We start from the raw sequence: 23,540 nt of genomic DNA on the forward strand, positions 1-23,540 counted from the left end.
GCTCCGATGATCACCCTGATCAGCCGCTGAGCTTCGGGGGCCGGCCTGATGGATCGGTGGATCTTCGAGGTGCGCCGGACGGGGTAGCGGGCTCTCGGGATCGTTATCTCGTGTCGACGGCCTTCGATGGTAGGTCCGGTGGGTCGGCCGACGTTGGAGACGCACCGAATAGGTGGACGGGCTCCGATGATCTTCCTGAAGGGCTGACCCGCTTAGGGAATCGGCTCGGTCGGTCGGTGGATCTTGGGGGCATCCCGGACGGCTTGGCGGGCTCTCGGGATCGTCATGTTGTGTCGGCGGCGTTCGGCGGGCGGTCCGGTGGGTCGGCGGGTCTTAGGGATGCGCCGGATGAGTGGCCGGGCTCTGGCGATCTACCTGAAGAGCCGGGGGGCTTCGGGGGTCGGCCTGGTGGATCGGTGGATCTTGGGGGCATCCCGGACGGGCTGGCGGGGCCTGGGGATCGTCATGTTGTGTCGGCGGCGTTCGGCGGGCGGTCCGGTGGGTCGGCGGGCCTTGGAGATGCGCTGGATGAGTGGCCGGGCTCTGGCGATCTACCTGGAGAGCCGGGGGGCTTCGGGGGCCGGCCTGGTGGGTCTGTGGGCCTTCGAGGTGCGCCGGACGGGCTGGCGGGCTCTCGGGATCATCAGGTCGTCTCGGCTGGCTTTGGCGGCCGGTCCGGTTGGGCGGCTGTCTATGAGAGCGTTCCGGATGAGCCGGTGGACCCCCAGGACCTTTCTGTTGGATCGCTGGGTTCGGGAGGTCGGTCCGATAGGGCGGTGGTGCTTGGCGGCATTTCGGATGAGCCGGTGGGCTTTGAGGACTTCTCCGATGAGCTGCCGGGCTTTACCGACAGGTCTCGTGGATCGGCGGTGCTCGGGGGTGGCCTGGAGGATCGCCGGGATCCCTTTGTGCTGGCGGGTTCGGGAAGCCGGGCCGCTGGGGCGGTGGAGTTCGAGGGCATCCCAGATGAATTTGTGGACTCTGACGGGTCAGCGGGCTTCGCGGCACCGAGCGACACCTGGGAACGGGTGGATCGCGAGGATCGACGGGCTTCAAAGGCGTCGATGACCCACGATGAGCGAGCGCCGGCCGTGCGGCCACCGCGGCCGCTCAGTGAGACGCTTCGCTCGACGATCGCCGCCAATGAAGTGGCGCTCAAGCTCGACAGCCCCAAGGCGCGCCTGCTGCTTCTTCTCGGATTAGGGGCGGCGCTGGCCGGTGGCTTTTACTTATGGCGGTCGCAACCTGTGGCCGAGCCGCTGCCACCACTGCCCACCGGGGCGGTGCGTCCTGTCGCCCTGCCCTCTTCACCGGTCTCTCGCTCTCCAGCGGCCGCCGAGGTGACAGTGCATGTGGCAGGCAAGGTGCGAAGACCGGGCGTCTTCACCCTGCCCGATGGCAGCCGGGTGGAAGACGCGGTCGCCGCCGCAGGCGGCCCCAAAAGAGGTGTCGCCACCGATTCGATCAACCTCGCCCGGCGCCTGATGGACGGCGAGCAGATCATCGTCGGCGGCCCGCCCGTCGCCCACGCGCCCGCTCAAGTACCCGCGCCCGATGCCCCAGGTGTCCCAAGGGAGTCCGGCCTGCCTGGCGCGTTGATCGACCTGAACACGGCCACCGTCGAGCAACTCGATGTCTTACCCGGCGTCGGCGAGGTGCTGGCGCGGCGCATCGTCGACTACCGCACTGCTAACGGCGGCTTCCGGACCGTGGACCAGCTCCAGGAGGTCTCTGGCATCGGCGACAGCAAGTTCGCCGACATCAAGGACAAAGTCCGCGTGTGACACCACCTCGCGTACACCGGTGTCTTCAGCGAGCTCGACGAAAGGAGGTCCGCTTGAGGTTCGAGGTCAGCCGTCTGCCCGCCCGTCGTGGCCCGCAACCGGACGCCGCTTCGGCGGAGCCTCCGGGCGAGCAGAAACCGGCACTGAACGTGCCCGCGCTGGCGGCGCCCGCACTCGCCACTTGGGCAACGGCGTGGATCCTGCTGGGCTGCTCCCCACTTACCTCGACGATCGTGGCGGGAGCGGCCGTCCTGGCCATCCTGGCAACGGTCCTGCGCCCCGCACCGCCACCTCGCCCGCAGAGCAAAGGCGGGTTGGCAGGAAGGGGTGAGCAGGCACGGGCTTGGCGAGATCTGCCTGCCGTCCTGACGACGGTCCGGCAGACCGTACGGACGCATCGTGTGGAGCGTTCAGGTGGGCCTGCAAGAGGTGGTGAGGGGCCGCTGGAGTGGCGGGAGCTGCCGGGCGCTGTGCGGACTGTTCCGCGGGACGTGCGGTCAGGCCGTGTGGAGGTCTCGAATGGGTCTGTGGGAGTGGGCGGAGGGCTGCGGGAGCTGCCGGGCGCTGTGCGGACTGTTCCGCGGGACGTGCGGTCAGGCCGTGTGGAGGTCTCGAATGGGTCTGTGGGAGTGGGCGGAGGGCTGCGGGAGCTGCCGGGCGCTGCGGCGACCGTCCGGTGGGGCGTTCGGATGGGCCGTGTGGAGCGTTCAGGTGGGTCTGCAAGAGGTGGTGAGGGGTCGCTGGAGTGGCGGGAGCTGCCGGGCGCTGTGCGGACTGTTCCGCGGGACGTTCGGTCAGGCCGTGTGGAGGTCTCGAATGGGTATGTGGGAGTGGGCGGAGGGCTGCGGGAGCTGCCGGGCGCTGCGGCGACCGTCCGGTGGGGCGTTCGGATGGGCCGTGTGGAGCGTTCAGGTGGGCCTGCAAGAGGTGGTGAGGGGTCGCCGGAGTGGCGGGAGCTGCCGGGCCCTGCGCCGACCATTCCGCAGGCCGTGCGGACGGACCACGTGGAGGGCTCCTGTGGGTCTGTGAGAGGTGGTGAGGGGTCGCCGGAGCGGGGGGAGCTGCCGGGCCCTGCGCCGACCACTCCGGAGGCCATGCGGGCGGGCCACATGGAGGGCTCCGGTGGACCCGTAGGGCGGGGCGGGGGAGGGCGGGGCTGGCGGCGACGGTCGGTTGCGGCGGTGATGCGTGCCGTGCGGTCGCGCCGCTCGAGGAGTACAGGCGGGTTGGAAAGGCGAGGGGAGTGGGCGCAGGGATGGCGAGGACCGCTGGTCGGCGGGCTGGCGACGGTTCTGCGGGGCGTACGGACGCGTCGGCTGGGGGGCTCGGGTGGGCTTGTGGGAGGGGGCGAAGGGGGCCAGGAGCGGCAGGGGTTGCCGGGCGCTGTTCCGGCTGTGCCGACGACGGTCCTGCGTTCCGAACTGCCACGCCGCGTGGGGAGCTCGGGGGAGGCGGCAGGGCGGGGGGATGGTGTCCCGTCGGGTGGCGTGAATGGGAACGTTCCAGTCGGACACCGCGCACGTCGGCCACCCCGGGCAGCGGAAAGGCTTTACCACTCCGCGGGGCGCGAGCGGCGGGGGGTGGCCGTGGTGGCAACGGGCGGGTGGGCTGCATGGTCGGGGCGTCTGGCGGCTGTGGGCGGGCTGGTGAGGCGGGGGGAGTGGGCGTGGGGGTGGTGGGGGCTGCTGGTTGCGGTGTTGGGGTGTGTGGCGGCGACTGCCGTCGGGGTCGGGGCTCGGGTGCATGCGGTGAGCAGTGGGCCGGTGGCCGATGGTGTGCGGGTCGGAGCCACCGTCACTGCGGAGATCGTGCTGACCGACGACCCTCGCGCGTTGCGCACTCAGGCGCGGTTCGGCGGGCCGCGGGTGATCGTGGACGCCGCCGTCGAGGCGATCGAGATGGGCGGGCGCAGGCACGCCGTCAGTGTGCCGGTCGTCGTGCTCGGTTCCGGAGACGGCTGGCAGGGCCTGCTGCCCAGCCAGCGGCTGCGGGTCAGGGGCAGGCTGGCGTCCGCCGACCGTCCCGGGCTGGTAGCCGGGATGCTCCTGGTACGCGGCCGGCCATTGATCCTCGGCGGGCCGAACCACGTTCAGCGGATCGCCGGTGTGCTGCGGGCGGGGTTGCGCACCGCGTCCGATGTGCTGCCCGCCGACCAGTCCGGGCTGCTGCCCGGACTGGTGGTGGGCGACGTCTCGCGTATGGACGGGAAGGTCGAGGCCGACTTCGAGGATGCCGGGCTGGCCCATTTGCTCGCGGTCAGTGGGGCCAACCTCGCGATCATCGCCGGTGCCGCGGTGGCCCTCGGCAGGGTGGTCTACATGCCGCTGCCCGTACGCGCGGTGCTCGCCGCCGCGGCGATGCTCGCGTTCGCGGTGGTGGCGCGGCCATCCCCGAGCGTTCTGCGGGCGCTGCTCATGGGGCTGGTCGCGGCCATCGCACTGGGCACCGGCCGGTCCCGTGACGGGCTGGCGGCGCTGTCGGCGGCCATCCTGCTGCTCATCCTGTTCGAACCCTCCTTGGCCCGCTCCTACGGCTTCGCGCTGTCCGTCTGCGCCACGGCGGGCATACTCGTGCTCGCCCCCCGCTGGCGCGATCGGCTGGCGGGAAGGCTGCCGAGGTGGCTGAGCGAGGCCATCGCCGTCCCGGCCGCGGCCCAGGCGGCGGTCGCCCCGGTCCTGGTGCTCATGTCGGGCGAGGTCTCCCTCGCAGCGGTACCGGCCAATCTGCTGGCGGGCCCTGCCGTCGCGCCCGCCACGTTGCTCGGTTTCGTCGCGTCGCTGGTGGCTCCGCTGCACGCCGAGGCGGCGAGCTGGGTCGTGCGACCGGCCGGGGTGGCGGTCGGATGGATCATCATGGTGGCCGACTGGGCGGCGCGGTTGCCGTACGGGGCGGTGCCGTGGCCGGGCGGAGTGGTCGGGATCGGTCTGCTCGGGGCGGTGGCGGTCCTGCTGGTGGCGCTCCTGCGCAGTCCGCTCGGCCGGTGGGCCGCGTGCGCGGTGGCGGCGGGGGCGCTCGTCGCGTTCCTGACCATCGGGCCTTCGGTCGCGGCCTGGCCGCCCGCGCGGTGGCTGCTCGTGGCGTGCGACGTCGGCCAGGGCGACGCGCTGGTCATCGCCGCCGGGCCGGGCAAGGGGGTGGTGGTCGACACCGGGCCCGACGGCACGCAGGTGGACAGGTGCCTGCGCGATCTCGGCGTACGTGAGATTCCGCTGCTCGTTCTGACCCATCCGCACGCCGACCATGTGGGCGGGCTCGCCGGAGCGTTCCGGGGGCGGAGGGTGGGAGCGGTCGCCATGGGGGTTCAGACGCGGGCCGCACCGGCCGTCGACCGCCTCTCGGCGGACATCGCACGACACGGGGTGCCGGAGTGGCGGGTGAGTCCCGGTCAGTGGTGGAGCTTCGGGCCTTCGCTGCTCACGGTGCTCGGGACTGCCGCCGGCGAGATTTCCGGTGGCCTCGGGGACGAGGCGGCGGTGAACAACGCCAGCGTCGTGCTTCATGTTCGCTGGGCGGCGGGATCGGCGTTGCTGAGCGGTGACATCGAGACCGAGGCCCAGGCCGCGCTGCTGAGCGGTGGGCTTCCCCGGGCCGATGTGCTCAAGGTCCCGCACCATGGGTCTGCGCGCCAGGATTCGGCCTTCCTATCGTCCGTCGGTGCGCGTGCCGCTCTGATCAGTGTGGGAGCGGACAACGGTTACGGCCACCCGGCGGCGCCGACGGTCTCCCGGCTCACCTGGGCGGGCATGCGGGTCTACCGCACCGACCGTTCCGGCGACCTCGCGGTGATCGCCACCGCCTCCGGATCGCTCTCCGTCCTGCCCCGCGGGCCCCCTGCTCGCTAGCCGCCCGGCGAGACGATCGCATGTGGGATGCTCTGAGCATGGCCGCGACTAGTCCTGCCCCTGTGACCTTGGTTCTCGGCGATGAGGAGCTGCTCGCCGACCGTGCAGTGAGCGCCGTGGTGGCCGCGGCGCGAGAGGTGGACCCAGGGCTGGAGCTGCATGATCTCCTGGGGGGGAAGGTCGAGCCCGGGCAGGTGTCCGGGCTGACGTCTCCGTCGCTGTTCGGGGACGGGGCGGCGATCGTGATCAGGTCCGCGCAGGACCTCGGCAAGGACGTGATCGCCGAGGTGGTCAAGTACACCGCCAGGCCCGCCGAGGGGATCGTGCTCGTGCTCGCCCATCCGGGAGGGGTCAAGGGCAAGGCCCTCGTGGACGGGGTGAAGAAGGCGGGCGCCCAGGTCGTCACGGTCAGCAAGATCACCAAGGCGGGGGAGCGGCTGGACTTCGTCAAGGGCGAGATCAGGCGCGCGGGCCGGACCATCGCGCCGGACGCGGCGCAGGCGCTGGTGGACGCGGTCGGGAGCGACCTGCGGGAGCTGGCGGCGGCGTGCAGCCAGCTCGCGTTCGACACGCCTGCCGATCGCAAGGGCATCGACGCGGCGGCGGTCGCCCGCTACTACCGGGGGCGGGCCGAGGTGACCGGGTTCACGGTGGCCGACGCGGCGGTCGAGGGCCGGCTCGCCGACGCGCTGGAGCAGCTCCGCTGGGCGCTGGGCACGGGCGTGGCGCCGGTGCTGCTCGTGAGCGCACTCGCGGGCGGGCTCCGATCCCTCGCCAAGGTCGGCGGGGCCCCGCGCAACCTGCGCGGCGGACAGCTCGCCTCCCATCTCGGCATGCCGCCGTGGAAGGTGGACCGCGTCAGGCGGCAGCTCGGCGGCTGGCGCCCGGACGGCATCGCCCGGGCCATCCAGGCGGTCGCGGAGGCCGACGAGCAGGTCAAGGGCGGCGGCGCCGACCCCGCGTACGCCTTGGAGCACGCCGTCCAGACCATCGTGGCGAGCCGCTCGACGACCCGCTGAAGCCGCATGCGGAGTCGTGGGGGTGACCCCTGGCCAGGGGGTCTGGAGTTTCGTGGCGTGGGCGGGGGTGAGTAGCGCCTCAGGTGGTGGCGGGTTGGGGGGTGGTGAGGGTGCCGTCGTGCATTTCGAGGACGCGGTCGGCCAAGGTCATCAGGCTGGGGTCGTGGGTGGCGACGAGGGCGGTGACGTTCTCGGTGCGGACCAGGGCGCGTAGGAGTTCCATGATCTGGCGGCCGGTCTGGGAGTCGAGCTGTCCCGTGGGCTCGTCGGCGATGAGCAGGCGGGGGCGGTTGGCCAGGGAGCGGGCGATGGCGACGCGTTGTTGCTGACCGCCGGACAGTTCGTAAGGACGCTGGTTGGCGTGCCGTTCCAGGCCGACCAACGCCAGCAGCATGGCGGTGCGCCGGTCGCGTTCGGCGGCGGGCAGCTTGGCCAGGCGCATCGGCACGCCGACGTTCTCCGCCGCCGACAGCACCGGGATCAGCCCGAACGACTGGAACACGAAGCCGATCACGTCGCGGCGCAGCGCGAGCAGGCCGTCCTCGGGCATGGCGGTCACTTCCTGTCCCGCGACCACGACGCGGCCCGCGTCCGGGCGGTCGAGGCCGCCCACCTGGTTGAGCAGGGTGGTCTTGCCGGAGCCGGAGCGGCCGCGTACGGCGATCAGTTCGCCGGGGAACGCCTGGAAGGAGACCTCTTTGAGGGCGACGACCTCGTTGGGGCCGTTCCGGTACACCTTGCGGACGCCCTCCACGACGACCAGCGGATCACTCATCCTCGCCACCCCCCGACGCTTCCGGCCACACTCCGATGTGGTCGCGTTCCAGCTCCAGCCGCACCCGGCGTTCCATGTTCAGCGCGTTGATGAAGTCGCGGGGAAGCTGCAGCCGTCCCACGCGGTCCAGCACCGCGTACTCCTCGGCGATGAGCCCGCCGTCCCCCGACTCGCGGCGCAGCGTCTCACTGCTGGTCCGCCCGTCGCGGATGCCCACGGTACGGTCGACCTGCTCCGAGACCAGGTCGTCGTGGGTGACGATCACCGCGGTGACGCCCAGCTCCCGGTTGGCGCCGCGCAGCGCGGCGAACACCTCCTCGGAGTTGTCGCTGTCCAGTTCGCCGGTGGGCTCGTCGGCCAGGATGACCTCGGGGGAGTTGGCCAGCGCGACCGCGATGGCGACCCGCTGCTGCTCGCCGCCGGACATCTCGCCGGGACGGCGGGTGGCGCAGTGCGGCACGCCCAGCAGTTCCAGCAGCTCGCCCGCGCGGGCCTGGGAGGCGCGCTTGCCGGCCAGCCGCATGGGCAGGGTCACGTTCTCCTGGCCGTTCAGGTAGGGGAGCAGGTTGCGGGCCGTCTGCTGCCAGATGAAGCCGACCACCTCCCTGCGGTACCTGAGCCGGTCCTTCGGCTTCATCGACAGCAGGTCCATGCCGGCCACCCTGGCCACGCCCGCCGTCGGTACGTCGAGCCCGGACAGCACGTTGAGCAGGGTGGACTTGCCCGACCCCGACGCGCCGACCACGGCGATCAGCTCGCCCTTCTCCACCAGCAGGTCAAGGCCCTGCAGGGCGACGACCTCGACGCCCTCGGTCTTGTAGATGCGCACCAGGTTGTCGCACAGGATGTGGGCGTGCTCGCCGAAGGCGGGCCGGGCCCTGGTGGCCTGGGCCTCCAGGTCGGACAGCGACGGGGTTTCGGTCGTCATTCAGTCACCTACTCTGAGCGCGGAGCCGAGCGAGCGGCGGCGGGCGACGGCGGCGTGCGCGAACGCACCGGCCACCGCCACCCCCGCCAGGCCGATGGCCAGCAGGGAGGGGGTCAGCACATCGATGGGGTAGCCCTCGATCCGGACGTCGCCCGCGTAGACGCTGAGGTCGATGCCGGGGCCGAGGGCGGCGGGCAGGGCCAGCCCGAGCAGCAGCCCCACCAGCGCGGTCAGCACGATCATAGGGGCGATCTCCAGAACGGTCAGGCCGCGGGCCTGCCGTTCGGACATGCCGAGGGTGCGCAGGTACGTCAGCGCGGTGCTCCGCTCGGCACCGGTGATCACCAGCACGATGAGCACCGCGAGGAGCGCGTAGCCGCCGAGGGCCACGGTGACCACCAGCAGGGTGGTCTGCACGGTACCGGCCAGCGGGGTGGAGGTGATCCGGCTCAGCTCGCCGTCCACGGTGGTCACGATGGGCGGTACCGACAGCCCGGCGGCGGCCGTCAGGCGCGCAGGGTCCAGGTTGGTGCCGCCGATCAGCAGCGTGTTGATCTCGGTGCGCGAACCGGCCCGCTCGTTGGCGTCCAGCGGCACGACGACGAGGCCGCGTGGCTCGCCATAAACGCCGGGCAGGGCGGTGACCGTGCCCTTGGGCACCACGGTCAGCCGCGCCTTCCAGCCGATCTGGAGCGTGTCGTTGCCGATGAGTTCGGGGCTGACCAGGGCCGGTACGGCCGGTGCGGGCACCCCCTCCGGCGGCGCGGGCATCGACAGCGGCGTCCCGGCGAGGATCTTCCGGTAGGCGGCCAGGTCGACGGCGAAGCCGGTGCCGAACACCCCGCCGCTGCCGATCTGCACCGACTCCTTGGCGGCCGGTACGACCTCGCGGACCCCGGGCACCCGCCGCACCCGCTCGATCGCCTCCGGCGGGATGGCCACCGCGCTGTCGATCCGCGCGTCGGCGCCCGCCCGCTGCCAGGCCGCCTCCCGCTGGGTCGAGGTGAGGCCGTTGGAGATCACCGCCGCGAAGACCGAGACGGTGAGCGCGGGCAGCAGGATGAGCACCGGCAGCGCGCTGAACGCCCTGGCCCTGGCCGCCAGCGTGAACCCCAGGAACGGCACCGCCCGTGGCCGCCGGTCCACCAGCGCGGAGATCGCCCGCAGCGGATACGGGTAGCACCGCACGGTGATCAGCGCGCCCGCCACGGTCAGCGCCACCGGCACGACCATCAGGAACGGGTCGGTCCCGTGTTCGGCGACCGACGTGGTCAGGCCGCGGGTGCGCAGCAGGTAGGCCCCGCCGAGGGCGAGCACCACGACCACCACTTCCAGCATGAGCCGCCGCGGCGACGGACGGCGGCTCACCACGTCGTCGCGCCGGTCGTGCAGCGGCTTGCGATGGGCCAGCGCCGTCCGCCCGGCGGCGAACAGCACCGCCGCCAGCGCGAGCACCACGGGCCCGATGTGCGAGATCGGCGTGAGCGGACCCGGCACCAGGTACGACAGCAGGTACCCGGCGAGCGCGGCGGGCACCGCGACCGCGGCGGCCACTCCCGCGCCCGTGCCCACCACCTGTCCCAGGGAGCCGCCGCGGGCGCGCATCAGGCCGAGCGTCGGACGGACGCGCTCGGTCAGCAACTGGACGGCGAGCGCGATCACGCCCAGCGCGACGGCGGCGAGCCCGGCCAGGATGAGCAGCAGCAGCGATTCGGCGTTGCCCAGCCGGACGAGGTAGTCGCCGAGCAGCGTGGAAAGGCCCGTGGCGGCCCGGCCGGGCGAGCCGCCGCCGGGCAGTACGCCCTGGCCGGCCGTCTGCCCCATGGCCAGCGTGCCCGCCTTGTCGACGAACACCGACGTGGCGTCGATCACCTGGCGGGCGTTACGGGCGTCGATCTTGGCCGAGTCGACCGCGATGATCCACCGATAGGTGAGCTGGCGGGCCCGGCCGTCCAGCTTGGCCAGGGTCGCGGCGGAGGTCAGGGCGGTGATGTAGGTGTCGTTGTTGTCGCTGCCCGGCTGTGACTCGATCCTCACGGCGAGCATGTCGCCGTTGTGGTCCCAGTACCGGTCGCGGGGCGCGAGCGGCTCGAAGATCGCGGTGACCCGGGCGGCGATCATGTCGCTGTGCCCGAGTACCAGCGTGGTGCCGACCGGCATGTCCATCCGCTGCGACGCCTCCCTGGTGAGGGCGATGTCGAACTGCGGCATCCCCTGCCCGCCGGGTCGCTTGGCGGTGGTGACCGGCCCCGGTGCGGTCCCCTCCACGTAGCGGACCCGGCGGTCGGCGTCGGACACCCAGCCGATGTTGACGTACTGGTGTTTCTGGTGACCGGGGGTGATGCGCCCGGAGACGGGGGTCTGCGCGGTCTTGGCGGCGGCGTGCGTCCGCGACCTGGGCCCGAGGTCGGTGGCGGCGCGCAGGTCCGGCGGGAGCAGCCGCTGCCAGCGGTCCATGGCGGCGGCGAACCCCTCGGCGTCGCCGATGAGGTCCGCGTCGACCGACTGGAGTACGGCCAGGTCGGTCCGGTGCGCCGGGACGGAGTTCATCACCTCGTGCAGGGCGTCGTCGTAGGCGCCCTGCACGGCGCGGGGCAGCCCGCCGATCAGCAGCGACGCGGTCAGCGTCAGTACGGCGAGCACCGCCGCCGCCCCGCGATGTACGCGGGTGGCCAGCACGAGCACGTTCACCGGTCCTCCCCGGCCCGAAGCGCACCGCCGAGGGCCTGCCTGCGCAGGGTCCTGGCGAGTCCGGCGACGATCAAGAACAGCAGCGCGGCGACCACGACCAGCAACCCGGCCGTGGGCAGCCACGGGATGTCCAGCGTGACGGCGGGCGTGACCGCGGTCGCCTGGCCGGTCACCACGATGTGCGGGACGACCAGGAGGGCGACCGCCACCGCGAGCCCGGTCCCCGCGGCCAGCGACAGTCCGATCAGGAACGCCTGCTCGACCGCGAGCAGGCCGAGGACCTGCCGGAAGTTCATGCCGAGCGCGCGCAGGATGGCGAACTCCGATGCGCGCTCGCGCGCCGCGACCGCCGCGTTGACCATGAAGCCGAGCAGCGCGAACACCAGCGCCGCGGCGAACCCGAGGATCAGCGCCCCCTGCAGGCCGCTGGCCAGCGGGTCATCGCGAAGTTCGCGGGTGAGCGCCGCGCGGTCCACCACCGTCTGGTCCCAGCCGGGGTGGCGGGCCAGCTCTGCGACGGCGGGCGCGGTGTCGCCGCCGCGGGCGTCCAGCCACCATTCGGTGGCGGGCCGGGAGGGCGCCCCGGCGATCGCGTCGCGCGCCTGCACGGTCGCCCAGTCGGCCAGTACGGCGGGCCGCCCCGCCGCCCCCGGCAGCGTGTCCACGATGCCGGCCACCGTGATGGGGGTGGGGCGCTGGTCCAGGGTCACCGTCGTCTGCTGGCCGGTGGCCATCCGTTCGCTGACCGCGAGGTCCCGGGTGACCAGTACCGGCAGCGGGCGGGCCGCCGGCGTGCCCAGGCCGGTGCCGCCCGCGCCGACGGGCAGCAGCGTCACGCGCTCGACGCCCGGCTCGGCCGACACGCTGAACAGGCCCTCGTCCGCGGCGACGGTGAGACCGTCGGCGGCCTGGTGGCCCCAGGTGTGTCCGACGGGCAGCGCGACCGCGCCGCCGTCGCCGGTGCGTACGCCCGCCAGGGTGACCCGTCCGCCGCCCTGCGGCACCGAGATCGTGAACCCGCGCACCGACAGTGGGTGGCTGAGCTTGCCGGTACGCCCGGCCAGCGCGGCGAGGTCGGCCTTCATCGCGTTGTCCCCGGCGCGCAGCGGGCCGAGCCGTACGTCGTGCCGTACGCCGAGCGCGTCCTCGATCGTCAGCCGCGCCTCGGCCGGGCCGGAGGCGCTCTCCACGCGGAAGTTCAGGAGCAGTTCCCGCGGCTCGCCGGGGATCGGCAGCGCCGCCGTCGCGGGCCGGTTCGCGGCCAGCCGCTCGGCGATCGCGGGGAGCGGGTCGGCCGACAGGTCGGGGCGCAGGTTGAGCAGCGCGGGCAGCCGTTCGGCCCGTAGCGCCAGCATGGTCACCTGGTTGCCGCCGAACTCCGCGCTGCTGCGGTAGGCGGGGCTGAGCGCCGCGACGCCGGGCAGCGCGGCGTAGGCGGTGCCGCGGCCGAGCGGCCCGAGTTCGGCGGCCTCGGCGGGACCGGCCACCCGCAGGTCGGCCCCGGCCTGGTGCCGGGCCTGGTCCTCCTGGGATCCGCGCCAGGTGGCGGCGGTCGCCATGGACACCACGCCGATGGCGACGGCCATGGTGAGCAGCAGCGCGGGCCCGGAGTACCGCATCGGACGCCTGCTGACCTGCCACGCGCCGAGCGCGGGGGCGAGGCCGGCGCGCCGCGAGGTGATCCGCTCGGCCAGTGCCGACACGCGGGGGACCAGGCGCAGGCCTAGCATCCCGCCGCACAGCAGGGCGAGCGCGGGGCCGGTGACGATCAGCGGGTCGATGCCGAGGCCGCCGCCCGCCGTCTGGGTGACCGGCGCGCCGTACCGCTGGAGCTGCCAGATGGCCAGCGCCGCGACGCCCAGCAGCGCCACGTCGGCCCCGGCCCGCTGGAACAGTCCGCTGCGGTCGCCGCGACCCCGCATCGACTGCTCCTCGACGTAGGTGCGGCGCGCGCCCCGGATGGCGGGCAGCGCGAGCAGTACCGCGCAGGCCAGCGCGACCACCCCGGACACCAGGAACCCGGCGGTCTCGGCGGCTGAGGACGGCTGCACGCCCGACGCCCTGATCCACGGGATCGAGGCGACCAGCCGGAGCAGCGGGGCGGCCAGGAAGGGGGCGGTGATCGCGCAGGGCAGCGCGACCAGCAGGGCCTCGCCCCCGGCGAGGGCGGCCAGCCGCAGGGTGCCCGCGCCGCGCGAACGCAGCAGCGCGACCTCCATTCGGCGGTGGTCGGCGAGCAGCCGTGCGGTCAGCATCAAGGCGTAGGCGGCCAGCAGCAGCAGTTGCAGGATGGGCACCAGCATGGTGGAGCGGGCCACCAGCCCGGCCGTGGTGAGCTGGGCGGACATCGCGGGCAGGTTCGTGGTGGCGGTGCAGTCGGCGCAGCCGGGCAGCGCCGAGTCCTCGATCCGGGTCAGCGCGCCGACCGAGGCGGCGAGCGGGCCGAGCCGGTCCGGGGCGAGTGTGCGCAGGTCCGGCTCGCCGAGCCAGGTCGCCGCCACGCTGGTGGTGAAGCGCCCGGCGAAGGTCTCCTTGGGTACGACGAGCGGGCCGTAGGTCGTGTACTCGCCGGTCTCGACACCGGCGGAGAGCAGGCGGGCGGCGGCCCAGCGCTCGTCGGCGGGGTCGTTGAGCGCGAACACGCCCGCGATCCGCACCTTGATCGGCTCGCGCCCGCGCAGCCGGGAGGCGACGGTGATCTCGTCGCCCGCGCCGAGGCCCATTCCGCGGGCGGCGGTCTGGGAGAGCGCGGCCTCGACGGCGGGCGCGCCCTCGGGCGCGGGGGAGGGCCAGCGGCCCGATTCGAGACGGGCGTGCCGGTCGATGCCCTCGAACACTCCGAACCTGGTCAGATCCGGCGTCTCCCGCTTTTCCTGGCCGGGCATGGCGTAGGAGTCCGACAGCGCGTTGATCGTGACGGTGACCGGGAGGCCGGCATAAGCGCGGGTCATCCGGTCCCTGACGGCCGCGTCGAGGCCGGGGAAGCCGTCCTTGGTGACGGTGGAGGTGAGTTTGGCCGCGGTGGTGAGCGAGGAGGCGTTCTGTACGGCGCGGCGTACGCCCATGTCGACCACGGACGACGCGTACGTGCTCAGCGCGACCAGGGTCGTGGTCGCCAGCAGGATCGACCCGAGCGCCGCGAGCAGCAGCAACGGTTCGCTGAACGCGCGTCGCAGGACGAGCGGCGCCCTCCCCCGCATGAGATCCGCCTTCCCGTGGTGCTCACTTGTTTCACGTTCCGTATGCACCATTGAGGAGCGGGGCGGGATCCGGCAATAGGCCGGATATCACGGTTGCTCAGCCGATATCCCCTGGCTATGCGGATGTGATATCGAAACTGTGACAAACCTATGACGAGCGGGGGTTATCCATCCGCTACAGGGGACGCCCCGCGGGCCTGCGGAAACGCGAAAACGCCGCACCCCCGACATGGTGGGGAGTGCGGCGTGCGGCCGGGAACGGCGGCGGGTCGCTCAGCCGGCGGCACCGAGAGCGGCGGCGCGCTTGGCGATCGCCGACTTGCGGTTGGCCGCCTGGTTCTTGTGGATGACGCCCTTGCTGGCCGCCTTGTCGAGCTGCCGGGAGGCGCTGCGCATGAGCACCACGGCCTCCTCGGTCTTACCCTCGTCGGCGGCCTCGCGGAACTTGCGGATCGCCGTCTTCAGGGACGACTTGACAGCCTTGTTGCGCATCCGGCGCTTTTCGTTCTGCCGGTTGCGCTTGATCTGGGACTTGATGTTCGCCACGAAGGAGCCTCGGTCTGCAGGTCGGTTGGATGGGGCGCGCGGGCAGATGAGAGGGCGCGCCACACGCAGTTGAACAGGTTACCAACCGGGTGGTGCGCAGCTCAAATCAGCGGCCTGGGTCTTCGGAATCGCCCGGGATCTCCTGGACCCGCCGTCGCTGGGGACCGGCCAGGGATCTTCGGGGACATCTCCGGATCACAGTCTAGCCGGTGCGGAGCCAGTGTTGCCGGTATTCAGCCCAATCCTGCTCGGTCGCGGCGAAATCGACGTACAGCGCCAGGCCGAACCGCTCCCTGCGCCTGCCGTAGTCGGTGAGCGCGATCCGCGCCCCCTGCGCGGCGTCTGCGACGCTCTCGGCGGCGTCCAGGAGCGGCAGGCCGTGGTCGTGGTAGGCCGGGGCCCCGATGAGGATGCTCGCGCCGCCTTCGGGGATGAGGTCCAGCGCGATGGCGGCCTGCCGCACGACGTGGCCGCCGTAGAGGCCGCGGGTGGGCACGCCGGCGTCGTAGGTCATGATCGCGATCTGGTCCGTGCGGGCGGCGACCTCGGTCAGGTAGCCGCGTGACCAGTACTTGTCGTGGCCGAGCAGGGCGCGGGCGATCGGGCGCAGGCCGGAGTACGGCTCGACCTGGGGGACCGACGTCGTCAGCAGGCCGCGCTCGCCGACGATCGCGCGGGTGCGGGTGAGCAGGTCGAGGAATTCGGCGTCGCCGTCGCCGATCGGCTCGAAGTTGTAGTGGACGCCGTCGAAGCCGGTGGCCATGATGTCGCGGGCGCTGTCGAGCACCCGCCGCCGGGCGCCGGGGTCGTCGAGGTCGAGGCCGTTCTTGACGGCCTGGCCGAGCCAGGCGGAGACGCGGACGCCGGGGAGGTGGTCCCGCCACCACTTCAGAAAATTTCGCGCGTTGAGGTACTTGGCGGGGTTCAGTGTGCCGTCGAAGTCGAACGGGCCGGAGTGGACGTACACGTCCCTGATGCCGGTGCCCCGCAGTCGTACGGCCAGCGCCTTCACGTCGCGCTCGGTGCGCCGGCCGTCCACCCACGCGTGTCCCAGCCACATCGCGTCGTGGCCGGTCGTGGCGGCCCAGCCGGCCGCCGGCCTGGAGTACTGCGTCAACAGCGCCGCGGCGAACGTGGCCACCAGGATGAGGAGCACGGTCAGGGGCCAGGCCAGTAAGCGTGACGCGCGGCGCGCCACGATCGTCACTCGCATTGCGCATTATCAGCGCCTTCCGGCGATCTCCGTCAAAGCAGAGCATCCGCCGCGTATCCGGCGACATGGGGTGGGCGGAGCCCGTCGGGCCCGTCGCTAGACTTGCAGGGGGGCCGGGCAGATCCCGGGCATCCCCGCTCCCAGCAGCCCAGCCGAAACGGACTCCGGTGCGCATCCAGCCAGGCCAGACCGATCCCGCGGTGATCAGGAACTTCTGCATCATCGCGCACATCGACCACGGTAAGTCGACGCTAGCCGACCGCATGCTGCAGCTCACCGGTGTGGTCGACGAGCGCCAGATGCGCGCCCAGTACCTCGACCGGATGGACATCGAGCGCGAGCGCGGCATCACCATCAAGTCGCAGGCCGTCCGGCTGCCCTGGCAGGTCGACGGCGCCGAGTACGTGCTGAACATGATCGACACCCCCGGCCACGTCGACTTCACCTACGAGGTGTCGCGCTCGCTGGCCGCCTGCGAGGGCGCGATCCTGCTGGTCGACGCGGCGCAGGGCATCGAGGCCCAGACGCTCGCCAACCTCTACCTGGCGATGAACGCCGACCTGCACATCATCCCGGTGCTCAACAAGATCGACCTGCCCGCGGCCCAGCCCGACAAGTACGCCGAAGAGCTCGCGCACCTGATCGGCTGCGACCCCGGCGACGTGCTGCGGGTGTCCGGCAAGACCGGCGCGGGCGTACGCGAGCTGCTGGACAAGGTCGTCGCCGAGGTGCCCGCCCCGGTCGGCCGGGCCGACCTGCCCGCCCGCGCGCTCATCTTCGACTCCGTCTACGACACCTACCGCGGCGTGGTCACCTACGTCCGGGTCATCGACGGCCACCTGGGCAAGCGCGAGCGGCTGCTGATGATGTCCACCACGGCCCAGCACGAGACGCTGGAGATCGGGGTCATCGCGCCCGAGCCCGCCGCCTCGGCGGCGGGGCTCGGCGTGGGCGAGGTGGGCTACCTGATCACCGGCGTGAAGGACGTCCGCCAGTCGCGGGTGGGTGACACCGTCACCTCCGCGGCCCGCCCCGCGCAGGAGATGCTGGGGGGCTACGACAACCCGCGGCCGATGGTCTACTCCGGCCTCTACCCGATCGACGGCGACGACTACCCCGAGCTACGCGAGGCCCTGGACAAGCTGCGGCTCAACGACGCCGCGCTGGTGTACGAGCCGGAGACCTCCGCGGCGCTCGGCTTCGGCTTCCGCTGCGGCTTCCTCGGGCTGTTGCACATGGAGATCGTGCGCGAACGGCTGGAGCGCGAGTTCAACCTGTCACTGATCTCGACCGCTCCCAACGTGATCTACCGGGTGGTGATGGAGGACGGCAAGGAGATGATCGTCACCAACCCGTCGGAGTTCCCGGCCGGCAAGATCGCCACGATCTACGAGCCCGTGGTCAAGGCCACTGTCCTGGCCCCCTCCGACCACATCGGCGCGATCATGGAGCTGTGCCAGGGGCGCCGGGGCGCGCTGCTCGGAATGGACTACCTGTCCGAAGACCGCGTCGAGATCCGGTACACGCTGCCCCTGGCGGAGATCATCTTCGACTTCTTCGACCAGCTCAAGTCCCGGACGCGCGGTTACGCCTCGCTCGACTACGAGCCCGCGGGCGAGCAGGAGGCCGACCTGGTGAAGGTCGACATCCTGCTGCAGGGGGAGGCGGTGGACGCCTTCAGCGCGATCGTGCACCGGGAGAAGGCCTACGCGTACGGCGTGGAGATGGCCAAGAAGCTGCGCGAGCTGATCCCGCGGCAGCAGTTCGAGGTGCCGATCCAGGCGGCCATCGGGTCCAGGGTGATCGCCAGGGAGAACATCCGGGCGATCAGGAAGGACGTCCTGGCCAAGTGCTACGGCGGCGACATCACGCGTAAGCGGAAGCTGCTGGAGAAGCAGAAGGAGGGCAAGAAGCGGATGAAGATGGTGGGCCGCGTCGAGGTCCCGCAGGAGGCGTTCGTGGCGGCGCTCTCCACCGACTCCTCCGCGGCTGAGAAGCCCAAGAAGTAGCCCTCTACCTGCGTGGTTGCCGCCGTCCGTCCCTTCGCGGGGCGGGCGGCGGTTCTTTTGCGGCGGCTCTTTTGTAGCGACTCTCTTACGGCGGCTCTTTTACGGCGGGGCCTCGGTCCTCTTTTGCGGCGGGGCCTCAGACTCTTTACGGCGGGGCGTCCCGCTCGCCGTCCGCCGTCGCCGGTGCCGCCCCGGTGGCCGGGTTTTGCGGGTGTCGTGGTCGCCCGCCGTTCCAGCACCGGCACCTTCGTGTCCCACGGAATTGTCGGTGCCGTGCCGTACCGTCTGATCGAACGCATGTGCGAACTGGAGGTTCGATTGTGACTGGAGATGGTCAGGCGGCCGAGCGGTTCGTGCGGGCCGCGATGCTGGGCAGCGCGATGGCGGCGGAGATCCAGCGGATACTGCGCGACCACGTGAAGCTCGCCGAGGTCGCCGACGACGGCACGATCCTGGTCGAGGTGCCCTTCCCCGACTCCACGGTGCTCTTCGCCGTGCTCGACGCCGCCGCGGCCTGCTTCGGGCCGGCCGAGCGCGGGGCGGCCGGCACGGAGGAGGCGCGGCAGGCGATGGTCGAGCCGGTGCTCCAGCTCGCCTCGCTCATTCCCGAGGGGGGCGAGCCCAGTGCGAGCTGAGCCACGGCGGCCTGGGGGTGCCACCGGGCGACGGCGATGGGCCGGGATGAAGCGGGCGGGGGCGCGCACTGACCCCAGGATGCGCGACCCCGCCCGGTCTGAGGGGATTCCTCCCTAGCGGACCTGTGTGGACCTAGCGGAGGATTCGGTGGAGAGCGGAGGTGAGCGACGCCTTTTCGTCGTCCTGGTCCAGCGACCACATCATCGAGCCGCCGAGCCGCTTGGCGCGGATGTAGAGGGCCTTCTGGGTGAGCGAGGCCGGGTCGTCGTAGGACCAGAACTCATTGCCGTCGTACAGCCAGTACGCCCCGGTCTTGAAGTCCCTATAACGCTTGCCGGGCTTCTTGGCCAGCAGCTTGTAGTCCTCCGAGCCCGCGGCCTGGCTGCCGGGGGCCGGTCCCGTGGCGGGCTGCCACAGGCCGTCTCCGCCGCCGGTCACGCCGGTCCAGCCCTGACCGTACGCCGGGACGCCGACCACGATCTTGTGCCGGGGCGCGCCGCGCTTCAGATAGTCGCGCACGGTCTGGTCCACGCTGTAGCGGACCGGGTAGGGGTCGCGCGGGTCGGTGAACAGGTTGCCGTTGTGGCCGGTCTTGGTGTCCCAGGAGCCGTGCAGGTCGTACCCCTGGACGGTCGCGAAGTCGAGCAGCTTGAAGACCTTGGCCACTTCGAGGCCGGGGTCGATCTTGGAGGCCGCCGCGGCGAGGAAGGCGGTGATCTGCGAGCGCCGGTCGTGCGCGTTCATCTGCTTGCGCAGTTCCGCGATGAACAGCGTGAAGTTCTGCTTGTCCTCGGGACGCACGACGTTGCCCTCGGCCCCGGGCGAGCCCGGCCACTCCCAGTCGAGGTCGATGCCGTCGAAGATGCCGGCGCCGGCGCCCGGCGGAAGCCCGGGGATGTTGCCCTTCAGCCACAGGTCGACGCACGAGGCCGCGAACGCGCTGCGGGACTCGGGGGTCAGGACCGCGTCGGAGAAGTACTTGGAGAGGGTCCAGCCGCCGAGCGAGATCAGGATCTTGAGCTTGGGGTGTTTGGCCTTGAGCTTCTTGAGCTGGTTGAGGTTGCCCTTGAGCACCTGGTCGGGGGCGTCGGCGACGCCGTCCACGCTCAGCTCGGCGGGCACCGGGCGGTCCCAGTCGGCCCACGGGTCGGCGGACGCGCACAGTCCCTTGGCGTTGACGTCGGAGAACGCGTAGTTGATGTGGGTCAGCTTGGCGGGAGCGCCGCTCGCCTCCAGGTCTTTGACATGGTAGTTGCGGGCGTAGATGCCCCACTGGACGAAGTATCCGACGCGCTTGAACTTGTCGTGGTGCCCGTGCCGGTCTTGCCCCAGCGGTTGCGGCTGGGCCTGGGCGGGTAATGCGGCGGCCGCGGCGAGCCCGAGGGCTGCTGCGGCGACGGTGAGGTGCCTGAGGAATCGGACCACGTGAACTCCACGGCTCGGCGGGGGGTGGACGGGCTGCGAGCTGCACAACTTTTAGGAAAGTTTCCTTAAAGTTGTTCCGGATCGTAGAACCGGAGGATCCTCACGTCAACGGCCTTGCCGAAATATTCCACCGCCGAGCGGCGTGCCTCGGCTAGCCTCGGGTTTAGGGAGCGGCCAGAGCTACCAGCTCAGACGTCCCGAAGGTACGGTTACACGGGTGGTTTCATCCCGGTGGGCGGATCATGGGGTCCGGCCATCGCCCGGCTGGGGGGTGGAGCTTCGGAATGGACGAGCAGCAAGCGTGCCGCCGCTGTGGGGTGAACGTCGGGGATCTCGCCCGATGTCCCAGGTGCGGCGCTCCTTCGGACTCGTTGTCAGGCGAGTTATCGGGCGGCGTGCCACCAGGCCCGCCCGGTGGGCCCGGCGTGCCGGAGAGCGGCTGGGGGGCGGGCCCGGAGCCGCTCGGCGGCGCGGAGGGGCGACCGCAGCCGCCCGCCGTACCGCAGAGCTTCGGCTCCTCCACCGACCGACCCGCCGCCGGACGCCCTGCGGCCCCCAGGCACTCCATCCCGTACGGCAGGCACTCCCGCCCATCGGCCACCCCGCCCGATCCCGCTGCGGATCCCTCTGTGGCTTCCTCTGGGGGACCTGGCGCGGATGCCACCCAGCGGATGAGCCCGCAGGCCCAGACCCCGGCAGGGGGCCGGCTGCCGCCGCCCGGATTCCGCAGGCCCGGTGACCCCAAGGGGCGGCCCGCGCCACACGAGGCGGAGAAGCCGTTACGGTCCATCCGTCCCGCCGAGTGGGAGGGGAGCGGTCCATCCGGTGGCCCGCCCGCCGGCCGGCCGGCGGGCGAGGATCCAGACCCGCCCACCATGCCCGGCGGAGGCGGCGCGGCGATCATCCCGATCGGCGGCGAGCCGGCGCAGGCGGGCGAAACGAGGGCCTTGGAGGGTCCGGCATCGGGATGGACTTCGGAGGGCGGTGGGGGTTTGGCGGGCGAAGGCGATCAGACGTCCGGATGGGGCACGGCCGGCGATGGACGAGCTCCGGCATCGGGTCCGGGTGCACCGGCCGGCGGCCCGGCTCCCGGGTGGAGCCCGGAAGGGGTCGATCCGGCCTCCTGGTGGAGACCGGAGGGCGGAGCCGCGCCCCAGGCGGGACCGCATGAAGGTACGCAGAGGTACAGCGAGGGCTGGCTCGGGGGAGGGCCCGAGGCGGGAGGCCGTGGAGGTACGCAGGCACCCAGCGGCGGCGGCTGGCTCGGCGGAGGGCCCGAGGTCTGGGACGGCGGGGATGGCGGGGACGGCGAGCCTCCGCGAAGCGGCGAGGGGCGACGACGGGTCATGTGGCCCCTCATGGCGGCCGTGCTGGCCGCCGTGGTCACCGCAGGCGTGATGTGGTTCTTGATGCGCGGCGGCACGCCCCAGCAGGCGACGCCGGTCAGCGCCCCGACCGCGGCCGGAGGCGAGGCGACCGGCACGGGCACGCGGGATCCGCAGGAGTCGGAGTCCGGTGAGCCGTCCGAGGCCCCCCAGGACGCCGGAGGCGGCACGACCGCCAAGGGGCAGGCCCAGGCCGTCGACGACCTGCTGTCCGACAGCGGCGGCGCCCGCTCCGGGCTCGGCCCCGCGCTGGTGCAGGTACGGCAGTGCGAGGAGACCACCTCGGCCATCAGCACCATCGAGCGGGTCACCGAGGCCCGCCGCAAGCAGGTCGAACAGGTACGCACCCTCGAACTCGGCGCGGTCACCGACGGCGCCACCATCAAGAACCGCCTGACCACCGCCCTGCAGGCGTCCCTCGACGCCGACGAGAGCTTCCTCACCTGGGCCCGCCGCCGCGCGAACGACTGCGACGCCGACTGGACCAAGGACCCCGACTACAACGCCGGCCTGTCCTCCTCCACGAAGGCGACGGCCGCGAAGCAGGAGTTCATCCAACTCTGGAACCCGGTGGCCGAGGACCACGGCCTACCCGACAGAGCCGCCCACGAAATCTGACCCTGTCCACCTCGCTTGCGAGGTTTCACCCTGCGCCTGAGGCCCGGCCGTGCCCCCTTGCGCACGGCGTCTTGACCGTGCCCATCGCTCACGCGGGGTCTCGTCGCGCCCGCCCACGCATGAGGTCTCACCATGCCCGCTGGGGCGTACAAAATCTCCCTGCCCGCGTCGCTCGGATGGTGTCCGATGGCGTCCCACCTAGTGGTGTAAAAGCCCAGTGATCACGGTCATACCTGGTGGACCGGCAAGAACGGCCGTGGTCCGCCGGATCATGACCGCCCCGGCCGCACCCCCACGGGCGCCGCAACGGCGAGACGCGCGACGGCGGTGCCCGGCGCCCGCCAACGGCGGTCCGCCGGAACGCGGAGCCGGGCGGCATTTCCACCACTCGTGGGGACGCCATCTGGTGTGTTGGTCCCACCGAGTGGTGTAACTGGGAATATTCAAATCAGACGTTGCACGGGTCGGCCAGTCCAGGCAGCGGGAAAGTACCATCGCTCCGCAGGGCGCGATCAGCGCTTCGCGCGACGTCTCATCGTGCCCGACTCATGTACTGGGATCTGGACGTGCCCGCCCTGCCCACGGGGCCTGACCGCGCCTCCCTCGGCGCGCGAGATCTCCCTGCCCACGCTATCCACAACGCCTGGGCGTGCCTACCTCACACGCAGGGCCTCAGCGCGCCCGATCTGCGCGTGAGGTCTGATCGGCCCACTCTGCGCAGGAGGCGTGACGTTCCTGCTCTGCGCATGAGCTCTGGGTGCCCGCCTTGTATACGGCGTCTTGACCCTGCTCACCTTGGCGCGCAAGATCCCCTGCCCACACCGTCCTCACCATCTGACCGTGCGCACCGCTCGCGCGGGTTCTCATGACGCCCGCCTTGCGTACAGGGCCCAGCCGTGCCTCCATCTTGGCGCGCAAGGTTTCCCTGCCCACACCGCCCACAGCATCTGAGCGTGCCCATCTGGCTTTGTTGGTGGGAATCGGCAGCGAATGTGTCCGTGGCCATGTAAAAGTCCCCACAGGTGGCCAGTTCGAGGCCACCACAGGTGGCCGGTTCAGGTCCCCACTTCGTCTTCGCGCTGGTTGGTGTGTCGCGCGGCGATGTGTGCCCTGAGCGGTGATCGTGACGGTGTCAGCCAGTCACGAGATCACCGCCCAGGGGGTCTGCCCGGCCATGAAGTCTTCGGGGGAAATCATGGACATCATCGCCGCCTACCAGGAGGTAGGCACCTATCGCGGAGCCGCGCAGATGTGCGGCACCACGCACAAGACCGTCAGACGCATCATCGAGCGGGCGCTGGCCGACGGCAAGCCGCCGGGCCGCAGACGGCGCGGGCACAACTTCGATACGGTCGCCGATCTGGTGGCCGAGAAGATCACCAGCACGGCCGGGCGGATCTCGGCCAAACGGCTGCTGCCCCTGGCCCAGGCCGCCGGGTATGCCGGGTCGGCGCGCAACTTCCGGCGGC

The 23,540-nt window shown here is 71.9% G+C and carries 13 protein-coding genes and 1 pseudogene; 7 read left to right on the forward strand and 7 right to left on the reverse strand.

The features are described from left to right. Nucleotides 1-776: 776 nt before the first annotated feature. From DP939_RS39085 to holA, 3 genes are all read left to right on the forward strand, one after another. On the forward strand, nucleotides 777-1,784 hold the full coding sequence (locus DP939_RS39085; RefSeq protein ID WP_225878759.1) for a ComEA family DNA-binding protein: 1,008 nt from the start codon (nucleotides 777-779) through the stop codon (nucleotides 1,782-1,784). Nucleotides 1,785-3,532: 1,748 nt separating this feature from the next. Continuing rightward, the gene (locus DP939_RS39090; protein WP_225878760.1) at nucleotides 3,533-5,626 is read left to right on the forward strand and encodes a ComEC/Rec2 family competence protein; all 2,094 of its coding nucleotides are present in this window, start codon (nucleotides 3,533-3,535) and stop codon (nucleotides 5,624-5,626) included. A 38-nt stretch (nucleotides 5,627-5,664) separates the two neighbouring features. Further along, nucleotides 5,665-6,645: a DNA polymerase III subunit delta gene (gene holA / locus DP939_RS39095; protein ID WP_199565700.1), complete on the forward strand. Its 981-nt coding sequence runs from the start codon at nucleotides 5,665-5,667 to the stop codon at nucleotides 6,643-6,645. 79 nt (nucleotides 6,646-6,724) lie between these two features. On the opposite strand, the gene DP939_RS39100 is transcribed toward holA, so the two are convergent. The 6 genes from DP939_RS39100 to DP939_RS39125 all read right to left on the reverse strand — a co-directional run bounded on the left by DP939_RS39100 (nucleotide 6,725) and on the right by DP939_RS39125 (nucleotide 15,998). Beyond that, complete coding sequence (locus DP939_RS39100) at nucleotides 6,725-7,420, reverse strand: ABC transporter ATP-binding protein (RefSeq protein ID WP_113985889.1); 696 nt, start codon at nucleotides 7,418-7,420, stop codon at nucleotides 6,725-6,727. Then, nucleotides 7,413-8,348: an ABC transporter ATP-binding protein gene (locus DP939_RS39105; protein ID WP_113985890.1), complete on the reverse strand. Its 936-nt coding sequence runs from the start codon at nucleotides 8,346-8,348 to the stop codon at nucleotides 7,413-7,415. Before DP939_RS39105 ends, DP939_RS39100 begins: the two co-directional genes overlap by 8 nt. Further along, the gene (locus DP939_RS39110) at nucleotides 8,349-11,039 is read right to left on the reverse strand and encodes an FtsX-like permease family protein (RefSeq protein WP_113985891.1); all 2,691 of its coding nucleotides are present in this window, start codon (nucleotides 11,037-11,039) and stop codon (nucleotides 8,349-8,351) included. After that, complete coding sequence (locus DP939_RS39115) at nucleotides 11,036-14,239, reverse strand: ABC transporter permease (RefSeq protein ID WP_113985892.1); 3,204 nt, start codon at nucleotides 14,237-14,239, stop codon at nucleotides 11,036-11,038. The genes DP939_RS39110 and DP939_RS39115 overlap by 4 nt, the downstream gene beginning before the upstream one ends. Nucleotides 14,240-14,512: 273 nt before the next feature. Next, nucleotides 14,513-14,785 (reverse strand): 30S ribosomal protein S20, encoded by a 273-nt coding sequence (rpsT, locus tag DP939_RS39120; RefSeq protein ID WP_113985893.1) that lies wholly within the window; start codon nucleotides 14,783-14,785, stop codon nucleotides 14,513-14,515. A gap of 202 nt (nucleotides 14,786-14,987) precedes the next feature. Next, complete coding sequence (locus DP939_RS39125; protein WP_113985894.1) at nucleotides 14,988-15,998, reverse strand: glycoside hydrolase family 18 protein; 1,011 nt, start codon at nucleotides 15,996-15,998, stop codon at nucleotides 14,988-14,990. A gap of 167 nt (nucleotides 15,999-16,165) precedes the next feature. On the opposite strand from DP939_RS39125, the gene lepA reads away from it, so the two are divergent. Then, nucleotides 16,166-18,007: a translation elongation factor 4 gene (gene lepA / locus DP939_RS39130; RefSeq protein ID WP_225878761.1), complete on the forward strand. Its 1,842-nt coding sequence runs from the start codon at nucleotides 16,166-16,168 to the stop codon at nucleotides 18,005-18,007. A 320-nt stretch (nucleotides 18,008-18,327) separates the two neighbouring features. Beyond that, a complete protein-coding gene (locus tag DP939_RS39135) occupies nucleotides 18,328-18,642 on the forward strand; it encodes a hypothetical protein (protein ID WP_147268311.1) in 315 nt (104 codons plus the stop codon). Nucleotides 18,643-18,775: 133 nt separating this feature from the next. Here the strand turns inward: DP939_RS39135 and DP939_RS39140 are convergent, their stop codons facing one another. Then, nucleotides 18,776-20,068 carry a glycoside hydrolase family 18 protein gene (locus tag DP939_RS39140; protein ID WP_113985897.1) on the reverse strand — a complete coding sequence of 431 codons (1,293 nt, stop codon included), beginning with the start codon at nucleotides 20,066-20,068 and terminating at the stop codon, nucleotides 18,776-18,778. Between the two features lie 1,358 nt (nucleotides 20,069-21,426). Here DP939_RS39140 and DP939_RS39145 point away from each other — a divergent pair. Continuing rightward, entirely contained in the window at nucleotides 21,427-22,071 is a 645-nt protein-coding gene (locus DP939_RS39145) for a hypothetical protein (protein ID WP_113985898.1), read from the forward strand. 1,174 nt (nucleotides 22,072-23,245) lie between these two features. Continuing rightward, nucleotides 23,246-23,540: pseudogene (locus DP939_RS39150) on the forward strand (IS21 family transposase); the annotation flags it as partial.

Source organism: Spongiactinospora rosea (assembly GCF_003315795.1).
GTDB lineage: Bacteria > Actinomycetota > Actinomycetes > Streptosporangiales > Streptosporangiaceae > Spongiactinospora > Spongiactinospora rosea.

Bases quoted from the DNA above. Each gene is read 5' to 3' on its own strand.
- DP939_RS39105 (WP_113985890.1), bottom strand. From the start codon at position 8,348: ATGACGACCGAAACCCCGTCGCTGTCCGACCTGGAGGCCCAGGCCACC.
- DP939_RS39145 (WP_113985898.1), top strand. From the start codon at position 21,427: ATGGCGGCCGTGCTGGCCGCCGTGGTCACCGCAGGCGTGATGTGGTTC.
- DP939_RS39115 (WP_113985892.1), bottom strand. From the start codon at position 14,239: ATGCGGGGGAGGGCGCCGCTCGTCCTGCGACGCGCGTTCAGCGAACCG.
- DP939_RS39125 (WP_113985894.1), bottom strand. From the start codon at position 15,998: ATGCGAGTGACGATCGTGGCGCGCCGCGCGTCACGCTTACTGGCCTGG.
- holA (WP_199565700.1), top strand. From the start codon at position 5,665: ATGGCCGCGACTAGTCCTGCCCCTGTGACCTTGGTTCTCGGCGATGAG.
- DP939_RS39100 (WP_113985889.1), bottom strand. From the start codon at position 7,420: ATGAGTGATCCGCTGGTCGTCGTGGAGGGCGTCCGCAAGGTGTACCGG.